Origin of the sequence: Soonwooa buanensis (genome assembly GCF_900167905.1) — a bacterium.
GTDB lineage: Bacteria > Bacteroidota > Bacteroidia > Flavobacteriales > Weeksellaceae > Soonwooa > Soonwooa buanensis.
On record NZ_FUYZ01000007.1, the window covers coordinates 154,816 to 173,386 of the forward strand.

Sequence of the window (18,571 nt, forward strand, 5' to 3'; positions counted from 1 at the left end):
AAATTTTCCTAAGTTCTTCATTAATAAAGCTTTTCGAGTTTTAAGGCTCCAAAAAGTGTGTTTTTCTTAACATAGATCAAGCTATAAAGTTATCATAAATCAATGTTTACTAAGCTGTTGCGGTGCTAGATTTGCAATAGAAATTTAAACAAACAAATAAAACAAATATTATGGCAACTAAATGGTTATTAGACCCAACACACAGCGAAGTAAATTTTAAAGTTAGACACATGATGATCTCTAATGTTAAAGGAGAATTCAGAAACTTTAATGCAGAAATCGAAGCTAACGATGACACATTCCAAAATGCAAAAACAACTGCTTTTATTGATGTAGATTCGATTTACACAAACAACACAGATCGTGATAATCATCTTAAATCTGCTGACTTCTTTAACGCAGAACTTAACCCAAAAATCACTTTCGAGTCAGACTCACTTAACCAAGATATTACTGGGAACTTAACAATTAACGGTGTTACAAAACCCGTGAAATTGGAAGTAGAATTCGGTGGTATTAATGTTGACCCTTGGGGAAATACAAAAGCAGGTTTCACTTTCGAAGGTAAAATTAGCAGAAAAGATTTCGGTCTTAACTGGAATGCAGCACTAGAAGCTGGTGGTGTTATGGTTGGCGATGATGTTAAAATCTCAGGTGACCTACAGTTTGTAAAACAAGCTTAAACTTATCAATCTATATATCACAGAAAGATTTAAGAAGTGTTCATTCGCTTCTTAAATTTTTCGTTTTTAAATATGAACTTAAACGATCTAAATCAAATATCCGAAGGCTTTCAGAAGACACCAAAAATGCCCGTTCTTTTTTTGGGACATGGCTCTCCGATGAATGCGATTGAGGATAATGTTTTTGTACAAGGCTTTAGAAATATTTCGAAAGAAATCCCAACGCCTAACGCAATTTTGTGTGTTTCTGCACACTGGTTTACAGAGGGGACTTTTGTAACAGCGATGCAACATCCGAAGACCATTCATGATTTTTATGGTTTTCCAAAAGAATTATTCGAAGTTGAATATCCTGCGCCAGGCAGTCCCGAATTGGCGCACAAGACTGTTGAACTTCTATCGCCGACTTTGGTGGAAGAAGATCACAATTGGGGATTGGATCACGGCGCTTGGTCGGTGGTTCGACACATGTATCCAGAGGCTAATATTCCTGTGATACAGCTAAGCATCGACTATACGAAGTCGCCGCAATATCATTTTGAATTGGCGCAACGTCTTAACAAATTGCGCGAAAAAGGAATTTTAATAATTGGTAGTGGTAACATTGTCCATAACTTGAGAATGATCGACTGGCAGAATATCAACACAGTTGGTTCTGGCTGGGATTGGGCAATTGAAGCCCGCGAAAAAACAAATCATTGGTTGATGGATGGTGACTTCCAAAAGTTAATCGATTATCAAAAACAAGGCACGAGTTTGCAATATGCAGTTCCGTCGCCAGATCATTTTTTACCATTAATCTACACTTTGGGATTAAAGGACAAATCAGAAAATCTTTCGCTTTTTAACGATGCATTAATCGGCGGAAGTCTTAGTATGACCAGCGTTCTGGTTCATTAATTTAGTTTTCATAGTTTTATTTTTTTTAGGTTTTGTTCCAAAAGAGCAAAACCTTTTTTTTTGTATGACGACTCGCAAAAAATAAAAATCCCGAAATACTCGGGATTTTTATTTTATTCTTCAGATTCCATTGGAGGATCTTGGAAGTAGCCTTCTTTTTCAAGGTCTGCAATAACTTTTTCTGCGGTTTTTAATCCCCATTCTTCTCCAGCTGTCATACTTTCTTGCATTATTTGTGGGAGGATATTCATGCTTTTTTGACCAACTGGTGTTTTATAAAAATTGATTAGCTGATCAATGTCTTCGGAGGTATAATATTTTGAATAAATACCAACCATTTTTTCAAGCAAATCATTATAATTTATTTTTTCTCGGATTTTTGTCCAAAAAATAGTTGGGACAGTTGGATTCGTTTCCGCGTAGCGATCCATCATCTGGGTAAACATTAATTCTACATTTTTTGTCATACCCATAACTTCCATTAGTTTTTCAACCTTTTGCTCTTTTGTTTGTGCGAAAGATAAAGCTGAAACCAAAAATGCCGATACTAAAAATATCTTTTTCATGTTAAACGGTTACGTTTAGTTTTCTATTTCTAATTAAATCTGCAATTGCCAACATATCTTTTCCGATAAGTCTGTCTTCTTCTAATTTTGGAACAACACTTCTTATGATGCTAAAGTTTTCCTCAATTATTTTTGAACATTTTGCTGGTCTACGGAATTCTAATCCTTGCGCTGCAAACATCAATTCTACTGAAAGAATATTCGCCAAATTATCCAAAACTTGATTGAATTTTCTTCCCGAAATACTTCCCATTGACACATGATCTTCTTGACCTAAACTTGTCGGTATAGAATCAGCTGAAGCTGGGAAACAAAGGGTTTTGTTTTCTGTTACTAAAGCTGCTGAGGTATATTGCGGAATCATAAACCCAGAGTTAAGTCCAGAACTTTCTGTCAATAATCTTGGAAGTCCAAATTTTCCTTCTAATAAAAGATAACTTCTTCTATCGGAAATATTTCCCAATTCTGCAGCGGCTAAAGTTGCGTAGTCAAGCGGTAAAGCCATCAATTGTCCATGGAAGTTTCCACCAGAGATTGATTCTTCTGCGCTTAACACAATCGGATTGTCTGTTACAGAATTTAGTTCTGTTTCTGCCATCATTTTAAGATGTTCAAAAGCATTACGACTTGCACCGTGCACTTGTGGAACGCAACGCATAGAATATGGATCTTGTACACGATCACAGAATTCGTGCGATTTTAGGTTGTCAGAACCTTTTAAGAATTTCAACATTCTAGCCGCCACTTTTTTACTTCCAGCAAATGGACGAATCTCGTGCAACTCTTTCTTAAAAGGACTTGCCGAACCTCTATAAGCTTCAAGACTCATCGCGGCAGTCATATCAGCAAGGTCAAGAAGATATTCCATTTTTTCTAAACCTTTGATGGCGTGTGCTAGAATAAATTGTGTTCCGTTAATCAAACCTAAACCTTCTTTTGGTCCAAGTTTTAAGGCTTTTAATTTATTTTTTTTGAGAGCAACTTCTGTGTCTACAATTTTATCACCGTCCCAAACTTGACCAAGACCAAGCAATGGAAGCACCAAATGCGACAAAGGCGCCAAATCTCCCGACGCACCAACAGAACCTTGCTCTGGCACAACTGGGATAATGTCTTTTTCCAGCATTAAAATCAAACGTTCGATAACGTCTAAAGAAACACCCGAAAATCCTTTTGACAACGCATGAACTTTAGAAATAATCATAATTTTAGAAAGTTCTTTATCAATCGGTTTTCCAACACCGACAGCATGAGAAATGATGAGGTTGTGTTGAAGTTGTGCTGTTTCTTCCTCAGAAATTTTCACATCGCAAAGTGGTCCAAAACCAGTGTTGATGCCATATACTGTATCATCCGAAGCAACAATTTTTGCAACATTTTTTTGAGACTTAAGAATTTGATCTTTTGCCGTTTTGTTAAGTTTTGCTTTAGAAGTGTCTTTACAAATTTCTAAAACATCTTTATAAGAGAATTGGTCAATACCGTATATCATTATCGTAAATTTTGGTTAAAAATAATGAAATTTACTGAGCTTTTCAAAGTGAGTTATTTAGTATTTTTGTTGTATGAATTCCGATTTAGAACTTCAACTAAAAACCTTGGCCTCGGATCCAGGCGTTTACAGATACTATGACAAGAACAATCAGTTGTTATATGTTGGTAAGGCTAAAAATCTGAAAAAAAGAGTTTTATCCTATTTTAATAAAAATCTATCGAGTTACCGAACCAAAATTATGGTTGGGAAAATTTTTCGATTAGAGACAACTATTGTCAATAGTGAATATGAGGCGCTTTTATTAGAAAATAATTTGATAAAAGAACATCAGCCGTTTTATAATGTGATGTTAAAGGATGACAAAACTTATCCTTGGATTTGTATTAAAAATGAGCCTTTTCCACGGATTTTTATGACTCGAAATGTTATTAAAGATGGTTCGGAATATTTTGGTCCTTATGCCAAAATTCGTCCTGCGAAGATTCTTTTGGATACGATTAAACATATTTATAAACTTCGGACTTGTAACCTAAATCTTTCGGCGGACAAAATAGAAGCAGGAAAATATAAAGTTTGTCTAGAATATCATATTAAAAATTGTGAAGGACCTTGCGAAGGCTTGGAGTCTGAAGAAGAATACAACGAAAAAATTGATGCGATACGAGGTATTATTAAAGGTGATTTCCGGAAAGCTAAAGATTATTTGACGACTCAAATGATGCGTTATGCAGTCGATTTAAAATTTGAAAATGCACAAATGATTAAGGAAAGAATCGATGCTTTGGAAGATTATCAAACCAGAAATACCATTGTCAATCCTAATATTGATGATGTGGATGTTTTCGGGATGACGAGCGATGAAACAGCGGCGTACGTTAATTTCTTTAAAATTAGAAACGGAAATATTATCCAAAGTTTTACCACAGAGATTAAAAAGATTTTGGATGAAACCGATGAAGATATTTTGGAAGAATCTTTAATCGAAATTCGACAGAAATTTGGTTCGGATTCAAAAGAGATTTTAATTCCGTTTCATTTGAGTGTTGAGATTCCGAATGTTAAATTGATTGTTCCAAAAGTCGGTGATAAAAAACGTATCGTAGAATTGTCGGAGAAAAATGCCCGCGAATATCGTTTAGAAAAATTGAAAGCGGTGCAAATTGTTGATCCCGATCGCCACACCAATCGAATAATGGCAGAAATGAAAGCTTTACTCAGAATGCCTGTGGAACCACGACATATCGAAGGTTTTGATAACTCGAATATTCAGGGAACTAATCCTGTTTCGGCTTGTGTCGTTTTCAAAGATGGAAAACCAAGCAAAGCAGATTACAGAATTTTTCATCCCAAAACGGTGGAAGGGGCAAACGACTTTGCGACCATGGAAGAAGTTATCTATCGTCGTTACAAAAGAATGCTGGACGAAGGCGAAGAATTGCCTCAATTAATTTTGATAGATGGTGGAAAAGGTCAACTATCTTCTTCGGTGAAGAGTCTTAAACTACTCGGTCTTTACGGTAAAATTACAATTATTGGTATTGCAAAACGTTTAGAAGAAATCTTCTTCCCGAATGATCCTATTCCGTTGTATTTGGATAAAAAATCCGAAACTTTAAAAATTCTACAAAGAGTTCGAGATGAAGCGCACAGATTTGGTGTAAGACATCATAGAACACGACGTAAAAACTCAACAATAAAATCGGAGTTGGAAGAAATACCTGGTGTCGGTCCAAAATCAATCGAGTTACTTTTGTCTAAACTAAAATCTGTTAAAAGAATAAAAGAATCGAGCCTCGAGACTTTAGAAGAAATCCTCGGAAAGTCCAAAGCAAAAGTGGTTTGGGAATATTTTAATTCTGGAGAATAGTTTTTTGAATGCTTAAAATTATTTCTTGGTAGATTTTTGTTTCTTTTTTTCTTCACCTAATCTCGTGATACTGCCGTCAATGCTATGAAAATTAAAAGCGCAAAAAAGGATGCTAATAAGGTGTAATGTCAACCAGATTGCAAGCAAATGTAATCCTGAAATGCCTAAAAATAATAGAAGAATTTGCGTGATAAAACCTACAATCCAAGTGATTCCTAACGCATAAAAATAGGTTTTAATAATCGTGTTGTAGATTTTATTTTTTATATAATCTTGAAAAGGCCAAAGTGCTAAACCCAACAAAATCATATAGAAAAATACGCCAAATGCCGCAAAAAACACCATTATTTGTGGTGCGTCCTCAATAGAACGAAGTAGTCTTGCAAAACTAGAATTTAACTCCATCGTATTTTTTTTCGTTGTCGGTTACTTGTAACATTTGTTTTTGTTTAAAAGAAAACAATTTCGCCATAATAAGATTCGGGAATTCTTGTATTCCGATATTGTACAAATTAACACTATCATTAAAAAACTCTCGTCGGTCAGCAATGATATCCTCAAGTTGTGTGATCCTTTGTTGAAACGCTATAAAGTTATTGTTTGCGCGCAAAATAGGATAGTTTTCGGCAACTAGCATGAAAGATTTTAGGCTTTTATCAAGTTGATTGGTAACATTTACTTTTTCATCAGTAGATGATGCATTGTAATATTGTGCACGCAGTTTTGTAAGTTGCTCAAGCGTTTTGGCTTCATAATCTTTTGATTCTTTTACGACGGCGATGAGGTTTGGGATTTCGTCGGCTCGTTGTTTTAGGACAACATCAATATTTGCAAATGATTTTTCAACATTGTTTTTTAAGAAAATAATTTTATTAAAAACGCTAATAATAAAGCCAATTGTCAAAAGGATGACACCGCCAATGATGAAATAAAATAATATTTGTTCGTTCATGTTTTTTAAAAATTATTCGCCAGACTCGACGGGTGTTGCTTCGTCTACATGCTCATCGTCATCAGAAGAATGGTTGATGACTTCTATTTTAAATTTTTCTTCTTTTGGTTTTTTAGTTTTAAAAAATGAAAAATTAGGTTTTGTAATGACCAATTTACGACCATCCATGGACATTGGTGTCACTATGATAATAGCCATTAAAATTGCAAATACTGCGGCATAAGCTTTTGCTTGATTCAATAAAGGTACAGAATCATTATACAAATTAATTTTGTCAATATCACCAACTCCAAAGGTTTTGTTGTAATCATCGTAAGCGACAATGGGTTTGTTGTCTTCTAAGCTGACGTTTCCAACTAAAAGTACTTCTTTTTTATCTTTTAATAGATATTGGGTAAAACGCTGGTTGTTGTCGTAATATTGTTGATCTTCTTCTAACCAAAGAAACGAAATGTTTGCACCTTTAACCAAGATTGAGCCAGTATCATCGGTTAATGTAAAATCTTCGCAAACCGTTCTGTCAAGTCGTGTTGTGTATGAAGTTTTGCCATCTTTATCTGTGCTTTCGTCCTCTATGGTATATCGAAAACCGATACAGTTTTTGCTTCCAATTGGTGAAATGCTGGGTTTTATTTGATGACATTTGCCTTGTAATTCTGCTAATCCCATAGCGACAGAACGTATTTTGGAAGTTGGTAGACTCGCTTGGGTTTTTAGAAATCGTTTGTTGTTAGTCGATGCCATGATGGCTGCAACAAATATTGCGATGAATACAAGGATTATTCCGCCTTGTCCAAAGAAATATAATGACAAACCTCCAAACAGAAAAAAGACAATTGTAAAAAGGAGTTCTTTGGCTTTTCTACTATTAGATTTTGGTTTGATATTATACTTTTCATTAAAACTGCGATTGCTAACATAGTCAGTGCTTTCATCTTTTCTAAGAGAAGAAACTATAATCCCGATTATTCCAAGTAAGAAAACCGATAATGACAATATTATTAAAGATAAAAAGGCGTAATGCGAATTAATTAACCAAACAATGTATATAATAGCAGGATCTACCACAAAAAAAGCAAGTGCTAATTTATTGTTCACTCTCAATAGCGCACTAGAAATGATATAATGAAATAATGCGATGCCTACAGAAAATGCCAGCAAAAAAATAAGCATTGGAAGAGGAACTTCTTCGCTGGTTAATGATGCTATAAACTCGGACATACTAAAGTGAGGATTTTATAAATTGTTTGGTGCTGTCAATATAATTAGCTTTTACTTCCCAACCAGAATTGATTTTCTGTTTTGTCGAATCGGGTAAATACTCAAAAAATTTTGCTTTGTATTGTTCTTCGGTTTTAAAATGGTCATAATTCAGAGATTTAGAAATTGAAACAGGCTCCAGATGTTTTTTGAATAGAAGTTTTGCATAATTATCACCTTTTAGCCAAAGCATAATATTGCCATTATTAGCCACACCTAGCAAAAATACCAAACCATGAACATCACCATGGACGTTATATAATTTAGTAAAACGCTTTTGTTCTTGCGCCTCTTCAAAACATTGCTTCATGTCTTTGGTTGGTAACTGGATTTTTGTTTTATAAAATTTGTTAGCACGGTAATCAAAATATGATAAAACCAGCTCAATGGGTAATCGCATTGGTTCTCGTGCTTCTGGGAAGTAATAGGCTTGCCCCCAAGTATTTCCAAAACGATTGACTTCGTCTTGACTTTTATAAAAACTGATACCAAGTTCATCGTGAGGATAATTAAAACTTACTTCTTCAATATACATCGGGTAGGAGGGTGGCACAGTAACACTTGAGTCAAAATTGTAACGATCCCAACTTTTGTAGAAAAACAAGTAATAAATATTAGCGATAATCATCAAGACAACAATCGCTGAAAGGCATTTATTAAAAGTATTTAGTTTTTTCAACATAAGTTAATGATTAAAGCCTTTAGCTAATTGACTCGCATACCATAAAACTCCAAAAAATAATAGCGATATAACTATTAATATGATCATCAACCAAAATGCTAAAGTTTTTTTTGAGGTTTTATAAGAAATCACATAAAAAATTTGAAAAATAGTGATTGTGAAAGTCCAACATGTTAAAACTGTAAAAAAATCCGATTCTTCTGTGGGACCTTGTAAAATAAAAATGGTTGTCAAAATACAGATCATTACCACCAATGCGACAGAAATTGGTTTGTTAAGATTTGTGTTTTGTATTTTGTTTTCCATTTTGATGAGCTAACAAAGCATTTATAAGTTCTGAAATTAAAAAATATTTTTAATATTAATGTCAAAATTTAAGTAAAATGTTTTAAAACAAAAAAAGCAGCGAGAGATTCGCTGCTTTTTGAGATTTTATTTTTTGATGAGTTTTCCAGAGTAAGATTTGTTTTTTGTACTTGCTTTGACAAAATACAAACCTTGTTCTAGCTGTGATATATCTAATGTTTTAGTTGTTGCACTTAGTTTTAATCTACCAGATACATCATAAATTTCTACCAGTTCTATTTTTTCATCGGTCTTTAGTGATAATTGAATTTCTGATATTGCAGGATTGGGAACTATTTGTATTGGGCTATCTGAGACTTTTGATAAGTTAATTGTACCCATATCTCCTGTAATTTTATCTGAAATATAGAGCTCATAAATTCGGGTGTTTAAAAATGGCCCAGATAAGAATGCACCAGATAAATAGAGATAATTACCATCAAAGAAAACGGAATTGATTCTAAAATTATCAGAAGACGTAATTGTTTTTCCATTAATTGATAGTTTGATCGATGGCTTTGCTGTATCGCTGAAGTTTTTGAACTCTGTGAAATTAAAAAATTCAAAGAAGTGTAGGTTATTGTTGATACATGTGTATTGTGGAAATTGATTCATATTAGTTGGATAGATATTACTAGTCCCCGCTGCTGTCCCATCAGATTTTATTAAATAGTTCGAAGAGTGAGCTTCAGTACTATATAGATATGTGTCATCACCACATTTTACTTTTTGATTTGGGATGGCATAATTTAAAAAGTTAAGTTCTACTATTTTTTTACTAATCAAAGTCTTCGGGTCAAGTTCAGTAAAAAAGAATTTTTGAGTACCAATAACCTCAGAACTTACGAAGTAAATCTTATTATTTTTTTCAAAATGTTTAAAGTCACTTTTGTTAAATCTGCTTTCGCTAGTAGTGATATTGCCAGTTGTTTCATCATAGGCTTTAAAAGCCACACTGTTGTAAGAAGGTGTTAATACTTCTGCGAATATTAGCTTGTTATCAATGTATGTAATTAATTTACTAAAATACTCGGTTGGTGTAGATACTAATAAATCTGTTATTTTTTTTGTATTCTCTATTGTACCATCCGTTTTCCAGATTGCTGCCTTGTTATTGTAAGGCAGTTTTAGGAAAATTTCATTTCTTGCTCTAACGATGGCGTTGTCTAAATCTAGTAAATATTCGTTGGTATAAGGCGTTTCTACAATTAACTTAGCTGTTAATAAGTTATTTGTAATAGTATATAGTTTTACAAACCCCTGTTGTGGGTTAAGAATAACAGCTAATACTTGATTTTCATCGAGTGGATATATTGATCTTACATCATCATTAAGATCAAGAGTAATTTTATCAACCAGCTGATTCTCTTTATTTGTTGCGAATATGATGTTGCTGCGACCATAGTATAGGATGTTTGAAGCAGAAGCAGTGTAAAATTTTCTCTCACCTTGAGAACCATTTCCAAATCTTAGATCCGAATTATTTGTTAATTTTTTGATCGATTTTTGTTGCTTGTTATAAGCGAAAAGTTGTAAGTAGTCTCCATCATTTGCTGTAAAAAAAATATTTTCTCCAACAGATACAAAATTTTCTGGTTGGCTAGAAAAGGTTTTGTATAAATCTTTTTCTAAAGTTGCTTTTTTCTGCAGAAGATTATATTTGAAAATTTCAGTGTTTTTAACAAAAGTTGTATAATTTTCACGGTAATAATCTTTGTAACCCGAGAAATAAATATTACCATCTTTCTCTACGAAGTTATTGTCGTTGTTATAATAGATGTCGGTTTTTGTAAGCGTTGTACCGTCATAAAAGTATAAAAAAGAAAAATCCGTACTGCTATCTTTAAAAACAAGAGTATTTGATCCGTTTAGTTTAGCTAGAAAATTAAGCTTTTTACCGTCCTCGGTTTTTAACTCTTCTACTATATCATTTGTTATTTTGTAAACGCCTCCTGTTAATGCTTCAAAGTAGAACTCGTTTTTGAAAGTTATGCTTTTACTCATTAAATCTGAAAATGAAGTGAGTTGCCTAGTTCCTGATGTAGTGCCGTCTGTTTGCCATAACTGAACAGAATTTCCAAATAAAAATTTATTTTGATCGGATTGGATTGTTACAGGGAAGTATGGCATGTTTATATCTTTAAGTTTAAAAGTTCCTTGAGACGTACCATCTGTTGTCCAAATATTGGACATGGAGTAACTTTCTCTAGCAATGAAAATTAATTTTCCATTATTTAATACCAGTTTTTCATATGTCTGATTGATTCCACTTTCGTAACCAGAAAATATATCTTTAACTATTGTCGTTCCACTTTGTGTTCCGTCGCTTTTCCAAAGTTCTCTGCCTTGGTTACTAGTATTTGCAAAAAAATATAAATTATTATCAAGTACTTCTACTGATGCCCCAATATTAGATGCAACTACTGGTACTTCAATAGATCCAGTTGCTGTTCCGTCTGATACAAAAAGCTTGCTTTTTAAAACAATAAATAATTTAGTAGTCGAAGCTTTAACGCTAATATTGTCGGAGTTGTAATAGTTGATATTAAATTTTTTTACAAGCCTGGCTATAGTACTATTTTGTGGATTAATTTCATATAGCGCAAGGGAAGAATCAATTGATGAAAGGAAATATATTTTTCCGTTCATTTCATAATACTTGGTCGCACTAGTATGTAAAACTGGCTTTTGATTTGTGTCTAAAATTTTTGTATAAACCTGCGTTGAAGTATTATAAACAGAAGCAGTTTTTTCATAATATTCTGGGGTTTCTGCTAAAAAAATATTATCGTTTTGTAAAAATAACCCCGTAGGATTACTCCCTGGGAAAGGATTGAGTACATGTTGCTGTAACTCTTGTACCTGTTGAGCAAAAGAATTAATGCTTATTGCTACTCCTATACTTAATAGTAGTTTTGATTTCATATTTATGTTTATTTTTTTATGAATTTAGTCGTTTGGAAATTCCCATCGTCGTAATATGCTTTAATAAGATAGGTGCCTAATGGCAGATTTCCAACAAAGATATCATTAGATGCTTTTGTGTTAATTAGTTTAGCTCCCGTCATACTATAAATTTCAATTCGAGATAGTGGAATATCACTATTTAGGGATCTTAGATTTATATAATTAGATGTAGGATTTGGGAATGCTTGTATTGTGTTTAGCTTATTAGTATTGTTTTGGAAATCTAGGATGTTAAGATTAAGGATTTTTTGATCAGTAACAATATATTGCTTGTAATCTAATATATTGTTTGGTGCAAAAAAGTAGAGAGTTCTACCATCTGTATGTAAATTTACGAGATATGCGTTGTCATATATCTGATATTCCTCAATAAGTTGGGTATTTCTCGATGTTACATTAAAATTGTATTTTGTAATAATATTTTCTTTGTAACGAATTAACCCAGGAGTAATATCATCTCCTCTTAATGCAAATACATTGTTCTGCAAACATACTGGCGTGTTTTGGATGATCTTATCAGCAATTTTTATGGTGCCTGCATTGGTAGCATTTGACTTCCATAATGAGGTGCCAAAATTCAAATACAGTTCATTGCCACATTTAAATATTCTGTCAGTTTTCGGATAAGAATAATTGTTGACTCCTAAATATTTTACCATAGTCGTCCCAGTTTTTGTTCCATCAGTTTTGTATAAATAACCTTCGGAAATGCCTGCTCCTAGAAAAAACATGGTATTATTCTCAATGTATGTTTTGTTGTAAATTTTAAAGTTATAAATACTTAAGTTTTCCACAGTATTCGTGTCTAGGCTTAATGTTAGTAATGTTGACTTACCAGGGTATTCTGAATTATATCCTGTGTAGATAATTTTATTGTTTATTAAGCCAAGGATTCTTAATTCGTTGAATACAAAAGAATTTTCTGCATTTACTTTTGTTGTATTTTGAGTAGTTCCATCTGTTTTCCACAGTTTCCACAAGCCATCGTCATCTCTAAAGACAAAATATAATATTCCATCTTTGACGATGTGGTTACTCATCTTGTCCTCGCCAGTTACTCCAGTGATTTGTTTTTCTAATAAAATTTCAAAAACAGAAGAGTTATTATCTAATTTTACGACTCTTTGTGTGCCTTGGCTATCTAGGGCTATAAAGATTATGGCTGTATCATTGAAGTTAAAAAAGTCCGTTATTTTTCCAAATGATTGAGATATTATATTAGAGTTTTCTATCGTGCCATTCGATCTAACAATTTTACCATTTATCTCTTGGTTATATGAATAGTAAAAACTTCCTGATGCTATTGCATCCATATAAGTATATAAGTTAATATTGGAATAACCAGTATTAAGTAATTGGGTTGTCTGTCCTGAGTTAATATCTCTGACGGATAGTATATTTCCAGTGTTGTAAAAGAATTTTTCACCAATTTTAATACTGTTGACATAATTCTCACGATAACCGAAGCTTAAATCAATTGCAAGGTCTTCTTTGTTTTGTTGAAGGTCATAGTTGAAAAGTTCAGCTCCATTAACTGCATTTGAACCAGAATAATATAGTTTGTTATTTATTTCTATATAAGTATTTTGTGACTCGTCATAGTTGACTGCAAACTTTATTAATCTATTGTTGGCTTTTTTACCATCAGAAATATATGATGTTTTTGTATAGCCTTCTGTCAATGTCAAAATCAAGTATGTCTTGTTACTAGTAACATTTGCAATATCTACGGATGAGTCTTTGTCTGTGAGATTAGCTTTTTCTAGATTGGTACTTTCTTTTTGTATTTTATATATATCTAGGTTGGTATCAATATATAAGTTGTTATCGAATACCGTGAAGGATTGTATTTTTTCATCTGTAGCTAAGTGCGCAAAAATATTTGTAGAATTATCTGTGCCCTTCGATCGCCATAAATTGTTTTTACTATCAACAAAGAAGAAATCATCTTCAAAAGATGTCCCTTGTAGGTTTCCAAAATTTTCATTATCTACAATTTTGGTTACAGTGTTGCCATCTGTTTTCCATATTGAGACGACTCCATTTTTTTTAGCAGTAAAAAATAATTCATTATTAAACTTTAAGAACTCAGTCTTACCTCGTGGAAGAGTCACACCAAATTTATCAAACTCTGCAATAGTTTTTGTTCCTGCCACAGTGCCATCTGTGACATTTACGAAATCACCGTCATAAGTATTCTCAATCGATAAAACTTTATTATTGCTGTGGTTATATTCTTGATAATACGACAAGTTTTTAAGAAGTTTTGTATTGTCAAATGTTCCGTCTGATACCCATAAAGAAGATATAATATCTATATACATCATATCCCCTACTGCGAATAGAGTGACATTGTCATTATTTGACGAACTATTGTAAATTTGACGTACTATTTTGGTGCCCTCTTCTGTGCCATCAGATCGCCATAACTGATTTTTTATTTGTTCTAAATTGGAACCAACAAAATATAAGAACCCCTTATGTTCAATAATTTTTGATTTAATTACGATGTCCTTTGCCAGAAATTTTGCAATATTTTGGTTTACATCATATTTAGCAAAGTTATATTTAGAGTTATTAGTAAATCGATATAGTTCGAAATATAAATCCCCTTTATAATTGACAGGCGTCCTTATAATAGAGCCCGTGGCGTAATCATTAACTTGAAGTTGTACATCTAGTCTTTCTTGTCCTTTTATTAAAAGCCCAAAAATGGAAACAGCAAAAAAATAAATAATTTTTTTTAACATTTTTTTAATATTTATTGGCAAAAATAATAATTTATACAAATAAATATTAAAAAAATGTTAAATTTTGACAGCTATTTTTTTAGAAAAACTTGTTTAGAAAAACTTCCGTCGGACTGTGGAAATTCAATAACAATATTACCGTTTTCTGTGTAGGCTAAAGTTTTTTGATTGTTGTCTAAAACGACATGGAAGATCCCAGGTTTGCTACTTTCTGTTAATTTCGCAAAAGGTGTTGAACTTTGTGACGAGACTAATATCAATTGATTTTGTCCCAACTTTATAAGTTGATAGTTGAGTTGTCCATTCGTGAAATTTAAAGCTTTTTCTTGCGAAGTTGCAATCGGAGTTGTGTTAACATTCTCACTGATCGTTGCAACTGGAGTAGTTTCTTTATTAATTTCTAAACTTGTTGTGGTTTTAGGGTTCGAAATTGTTAGTGCTTTTGTAGCGTTTTTTAATGCATCAGGATAACCAGTTTCAAAGTCTTTATCGTCAGTACTGCCTTTTAGCTCCTGTATAATCTTATTATTACAATCTTTGAAAGTAATTTTTACTTTATTTTTTAAAAAAGAACTATCATCAAGGAGGTCAGCTTTAAGAACTGCACAAGAATTATTATCTTCTTGGATGACTTTATATTTTTTTGAAGTTAATTGCTGAATAAGAGTATTTCGAAGATTGAATTTATCCATTTTCTTTTCGAACGAAGAAGGCACATAGATATATTCGTAATCAGAAATGTTTTGAGAAAATACAATTGATGAGCTTCCTATTAAAATTGATACAAATAGTTTTTTCATGCTTTTAAAATTAGAATACGAAGATATAAATACTTTTGTTTTATTTGATGCTATTGTAAATTGATAAAAACTAATAATTGTTCATAATTGTTAGTTTTTTTTAATGATATTAATGTTTAGATTGAATTTAATTAAAAAAAATGTAAAAATGTTTTGGAAGGTGTTAAATTAATATATACATTTGGAAAGCATTCAAAATATACACACACATATTTAAAATTTACCAAATCAAGAATGTCAAGAAACCTTTTCTTTTAAGAAAAGGTTTTGTTTTTATGTTAGCAGTGCTTGTTATTTTGATGAATTTAGGAAAACTCCCTTGTCATTAAATTCTAATACTGTGCCGTTGCTTAGATCAATTCGTTGTTTATTATTTTCCTTTTCCCAACCTATAATTTGTTGTTTTAGGTAATTTGCTTTGGTATAATCCCAAACATTTTTAGGGACAATCGACATTGGGATTTCTTGTTTAGTATTACTCTCAATATCTTCAAGGATATTTTGATGATCAAAATCTAACTCCATCTTATTGCCGAGAGTTACATTATATTCTGTCCCGAATTTTGTTTCTTCCTGTATTACTTTGGCTATGGGCGTGTTAGGAAAATGTTTTTTAACAAAGTTGGTAATGGTTTTGGGTGTTTTGTTGATTTCAATTTCTTTTTCTTGTGCATTGACAAACAAAGTACAACAAAGTGCACATAGATAGATGATAGTTTTCATAAGATTTAGTTTTAATCAAATCTAAGAAAAAAAATCCCTTCTATATATTAATTAATGACTCACTGATTTTAGGCCTACAATCGATCCAATTAATGTGCTGATGAAGAATAAACGCCAAAAAGTTGCAGGCTCTTTAAAAACAAAAATCCCAACCAATACAGTTCCAACAGCACCAATGCCCGTCCAGACTGCATAGGCGGTTCCTATTGGCAGACTTTGTGTCGCTTTTATAAGTCCTAACATACTTATAGTTAAACAAATTAAAAATCCAGCGTACCAAAGATAAGATTCTGTTCCTGATGTTTCCTTAGCTTTGCCGAGACAAGATGCGAAGCCAACCTCGAATAATCCAGCAATAATTAATATGATCCAGTTCATTTTAAAAAAAATTTGCGCAAATTTCTTAAAAAATATACGATAAACATTTTACAAATGATAAAAACTTATTTTATTTGAGCCCTAATTCTGCTTAAGCTAACTTGTGTAATGCCAAGATATGAAGCAATATGCCGAAGTGCAGCGCGTTGCAGCAAGTTGGGATGTTGAGCCAGCAATTCCAAATACCGATCTTTAGCTTGCATCGAAATTCTCGTTATCAGTCGACGTTCCGTAGCTACAAGCTCTTTTTCAGCAAGTATACGACCCCAGTTTGCAATTTCTTTATATTCTTTATAAAGCTTTTGAAGTTTAATAATTTCGATTTTATATAACGAACAATCTTCTAGCAGCTCAATGTTTTCGTAGTTTTTCTTGTTATAGACGTAGCTATTCATCGGAATTATAGGTTGACCTTCTGTACCAAACCAAAAAGTAACTTCCTGACCCTCGAAATCTGTAAAAGCCCTCACCAAACCATTTTTCACAAAGTAGAGATGCTTTTCGGTTTTATCAGCAGATAATATAATAGTGCCTTTTTGTAAGTCTAAATGCTCAAAGTGTTGGCACATCAATTTATTGATGTCTGCCGACAGAGGACATATATTATTAATAATATTATTGAGTTCCATGTCTATTAATTCTACATACGAATCTAAGCATAAAAATTATTTTGGCAATCCTCGCACCTTTCTGAGTCTTTGCTAGCTCGGTCGGGCTGTCCGCTGTATCTTGGAAGCTTCGCTCGGTCGTCTATGTTACGTTGCTCCTTCGTCGCGCCGTAACACCGTCGCCTCGCTCCGCTCCAAGGATGCCGCTTCCATCCCTATTGCGAATGGTGGATAGTTATCCGATTTATGATTTTTAATTAAGAATTAAGAATTAAGAATTAAGAATTAAGAATTATGAATTATGAATTATGAATTATGAATTATGAATTATGAATTATGAATTATGTTTTGCATTATATGAAACTAATTTCAATTAAATCTTTTGTTCCCTTTTGTGGTTAACTCATCTCTTCAAATAAATTTTGTTTTCCCTAAGTAAGCTTGCGTCTTGGTTTTCCTTAAAATAGGAGAGATAATTAAAAGCCTTTGTTTAGCCTTGCGATTAAATTGATATTTTTATTTAGTTTGTCATTCAAGCGAAGCGAAGAAACCTAACGAAGTGGTTCGACGAAGTCAATCTCGTGCCTCAACTTTCTTCAAATAAGAAATCCCAGTTGAACCTTTTGTTTGCTTTTGTGGTTAGTCTAAAATTTAAAAAGCAAAACAACTTAGTTTTACCAAAGTAAGCTTGCGCCTTAGTTTTCCTTAAAGTAGGAAAGATAATTAAAAGCCTTTGTTTAGCCTTGCGATAAATTCTCTTTTGATTATTAAGTATAAAGCCACATGCGAAATTCCCGTTTCCTTTTTTAACTAAACTTAAAACAAAAGAAACATCAAACCAAAATAAACGATCCTGACACCAAGCGAGTTAAGATTAAATTAAGAAATAGTTTACAAAAAGTTTGGATTGGTAGGAGTAAAGAAACTACTTTTGCACTCGCAAATCAGAAGTGGTGAGCAGCGCAGAAGTTACTATAAACAAATAAAAGGAATACACTACAATGTGAATTCGGGTTACGAAAAAAAACTTGAAAAAACATTTGTGAGATTCGGAAAAAGTTTTTAGTTTTGCACTCGCAAATCAGAAATGACAAGCAGCGCAGGAGATATTTAGAAATAAGGATTTAATATTCGGAAGGGTGTTTTGGAGGGTTTGAAAAAAAAAACATTAAAAACATTTGTGGGTATTAAAATTTTTAATTACTTTTGCACTCGCAAATCGGCAGACAGATGACAGAATTTAGAGAAGCCGAGGACGCGAACAGAAAAGAGATCATTGACATAAATAATATAACAACCAAGTAAGGAAAAAAAACCAAAGCGTCAATTTTAAATTGAGCAAGAGTTTAAGGATTAAACAAACATTACAATGGAGAGTTTGATCCTGGCTCAGGATGAACGCTAGCGGGAGGCCTAACACATGCAAGCTGAGCGGTAGATTTTCTTCGGAAGATTGAGAGCGGCGTACGGGTGCGTAACACGTGTGCAACCTGCCCTTATCAAGAGGATAGCCTTTCGAAAGGAAGATTAATACTCTATAATATATTGACTGGCATCAGTAAATATTGAAAGATTTATCGGATAAGGATGGGCAC

16 protein-coding genes and 1 rRNA gene are annotated in these 18,571 nt (G+C 32.8%); 4 read left to right on the top strand and 13 right to left on the bottom strand.

What is annotated here, in order from left to right; genetic code table 11:
* Positions 1–170 precede the first annotated feature (170 nt).
* The gene (locus tag B5X62_RS10855) at positions 171–683 is read left to right on the top strand and encodes a YceI family protein (RefSeq protein WP_079667450.1); all 513 of its coding nucleotides are present in this window, start codon (positions 171–173) and stop codon (positions 681–683) included.
* 72 nt (positions 684–755) lie between these two features.
* The gene (gene ygiD / locus B5X62_RS10860; protein WP_079667451.1) at positions 756–1,583 is read left to right on the top strand and encodes a 4,5-DOPA-extradiol-dioxygenase; all 828 of its coding nucleotides are present in this window, start codon (positions 756–758) and stop codon (positions 1,581–1,583) included.
* A gap of 113 nt (positions 1,584–1,696) precedes the next feature.
* On the opposite strand, the gene B5X62_RS10865 is transcribed toward ygiD, so the two are convergent.
* Complete coding sequence (locus tag B5X62_RS10865) at positions 1,697–2,149, bottom strand: DUF2059 domain-containing protein (RefSeq protein WP_079667452.1); 453 nt, start codon at positions 2,147–2,149, stop codon at positions 1,697–1,699.
* A 1-nt stretch (position 2,150) separates the two neighbouring features.
* Positions 2,151–3,641, bottom strand: a complete 1,491-nt coding sequence (gene hutH, locus B5X62_RS10870; protein ID WP_079667453.1) for a histidine ammonia-lyase — start codon at positions 3,639–3,641, stop codon at positions 2,151–2,153.
* A 73-nt stretch (positions 3,642–3,714) separates the two neighbouring features.
* Here hutH and uvrC point away from each other — a divergent pair, with 73 nt between their 5' ends.
* Complete coding sequence (gene uvrC, locus B5X62_RS10875; RefSeq protein WP_079667454.1) at positions 3,715–5,511, top strand: excinuclease ABC subunit UvrC; 1,797 nt, start codon at positions 3,715–3,717, stop codon at positions 5,509–5,511.
* 18 nt (positions 5,512–5,529) lie between these two features.
* On the opposite strand, the gene B5X62_RS10880 is transcribed toward uvrC, so the two are convergent.
* The 11 genes from B5X62_RS10880 to B5X62_RS10930 all read right to left on the bottom strand — a co-directional run bounded on the left by B5X62_RS10880 (position 5,530) and on the right by B5X62_RS10930 (position 16,937).
* Complete coding sequence (locus B5X62_RS10880) at positions 5,530–5,916, bottom strand: hypothetical protein (RefSeq protein ID WP_079667455.1); 387 nt, start codon at positions 5,914–5,916, stop codon at positions 5,530–5,532.
* Positions 5,900–6,463, bottom strand: a complete 564-nt coding sequence (locus B5X62_RS10885) for a LemA family protein (protein ID WP_079667456.1) — start codon at positions 6,461–6,463, stop codon at positions 5,900–5,902. The genes B5X62_RS10880 and B5X62_RS10885 overlap by 17 nt, the downstream gene beginning before the upstream one ends.
* 12 nt (positions 6,464–6,475) lie before the next feature.
* Positions 6,476–7,684: a hypothetical protein gene (locus B5X62_RS10890; RefSeq protein ID WP_079667457.1), complete on the bottom strand. Its 1,209-nt coding sequence runs from the start codon at positions 7,682–7,684 to the stop codon at positions 6,476–6,478.
* Between the two features lies 1 nt (position 7,685).
* Positions 7,686–8,405, bottom strand: coding sequence for a DUF2931 family protein (locus tag B5X62_RS10895; RefSeq protein WP_079667458.1), 720 nt, complete (start codon positions 8,403–8,405; stop codon positions 7,686–7,688).
* Between the two features lie 3 nt (positions 8,406–8,408).
* The gene (locus tag B5X62_RS10900) at positions 8,409–8,711 is read right to left on the bottom strand and encodes a hypothetical protein (protein ID WP_079667459.1); all 303 of its coding nucleotides are present in this window, start codon (positions 8,709–8,711) and stop codon (positions 8,409–8,411) included.
* A 126-nt stretch (positions 8,712–8,837) separates the two neighbouring features.
* Entirely contained in the window at positions 8,838–11,675 is a 2,838-nt protein-coding gene (locus B5X62_RS10905; protein WP_079667460.1) for a T9SS type A sorting domain-containing protein, read from the bottom strand.
* Positions 11,676–11,683: 8 nt separating this feature from the next.
* Complete coding sequence (locus tag B5X62_RS10910) at positions 11,684–14,467, bottom strand: T9SS type A sorting domain-containing protein (protein ID WP_079667461.1); 2,784 nt, start codon at positions 14,465–14,467, stop codon at positions 11,684–11,686.
* Between the two features lie 71 nt (positions 14,468–14,538).
* A complete protein-coding gene (locus B5X62_RS10915) occupies positions 14,539–15,267 on the bottom strand; it encodes a hypothetical protein (RefSeq protein WP_079667462.1) in 729 nt (242 codons plus the stop codon).
* Positions 15,268–15,558: 291 nt separating this feature from the next.
* On the bottom strand, positions 15,559–15,990 hold the full coding sequence (locus tag B5X62_RS10920) for a PepSY-like domain-containing protein (protein WP_079667463.1): 432 nt from the start codon (positions 15,988–15,990) through the stop codon (positions 15,559–15,561).
* 51 nt (positions 15,991–16,041) lie between these two features.
* Positions 16,042–16,368, bottom strand: coding sequence for a DMT family transporter (locus B5X62_RS10925; RefSeq protein WP_079667464.1), 327 nt, complete (start codon positions 16,366–16,368; stop codon positions 16,042–16,044).
* Positions 16,369–16,433: 65 nt separating this feature from the next.
* The gene (locus B5X62_RS10930) at positions 16,434–16,937 is read right to left on the bottom strand and encodes a Crp/Fnr family transcriptional regulator (RefSeq protein ID WP_245797183.1); all 504 of its coding nucleotides are present in this window, start codon (positions 16,935–16,937) and stop codon (positions 16,434–16,436) included.
* 1,405 nt (positions 16,938–18,342) lie between these two features.
* On the opposite strand from B5X62_RS10930, the gene B5X62_RS10935 reads away from it, so the two are divergent.
* A 16S ribosomal RNA gene (locus B5X62_RS10935) occupies positions 18,343–18,571 on the top strand; the annotation flags it as partial.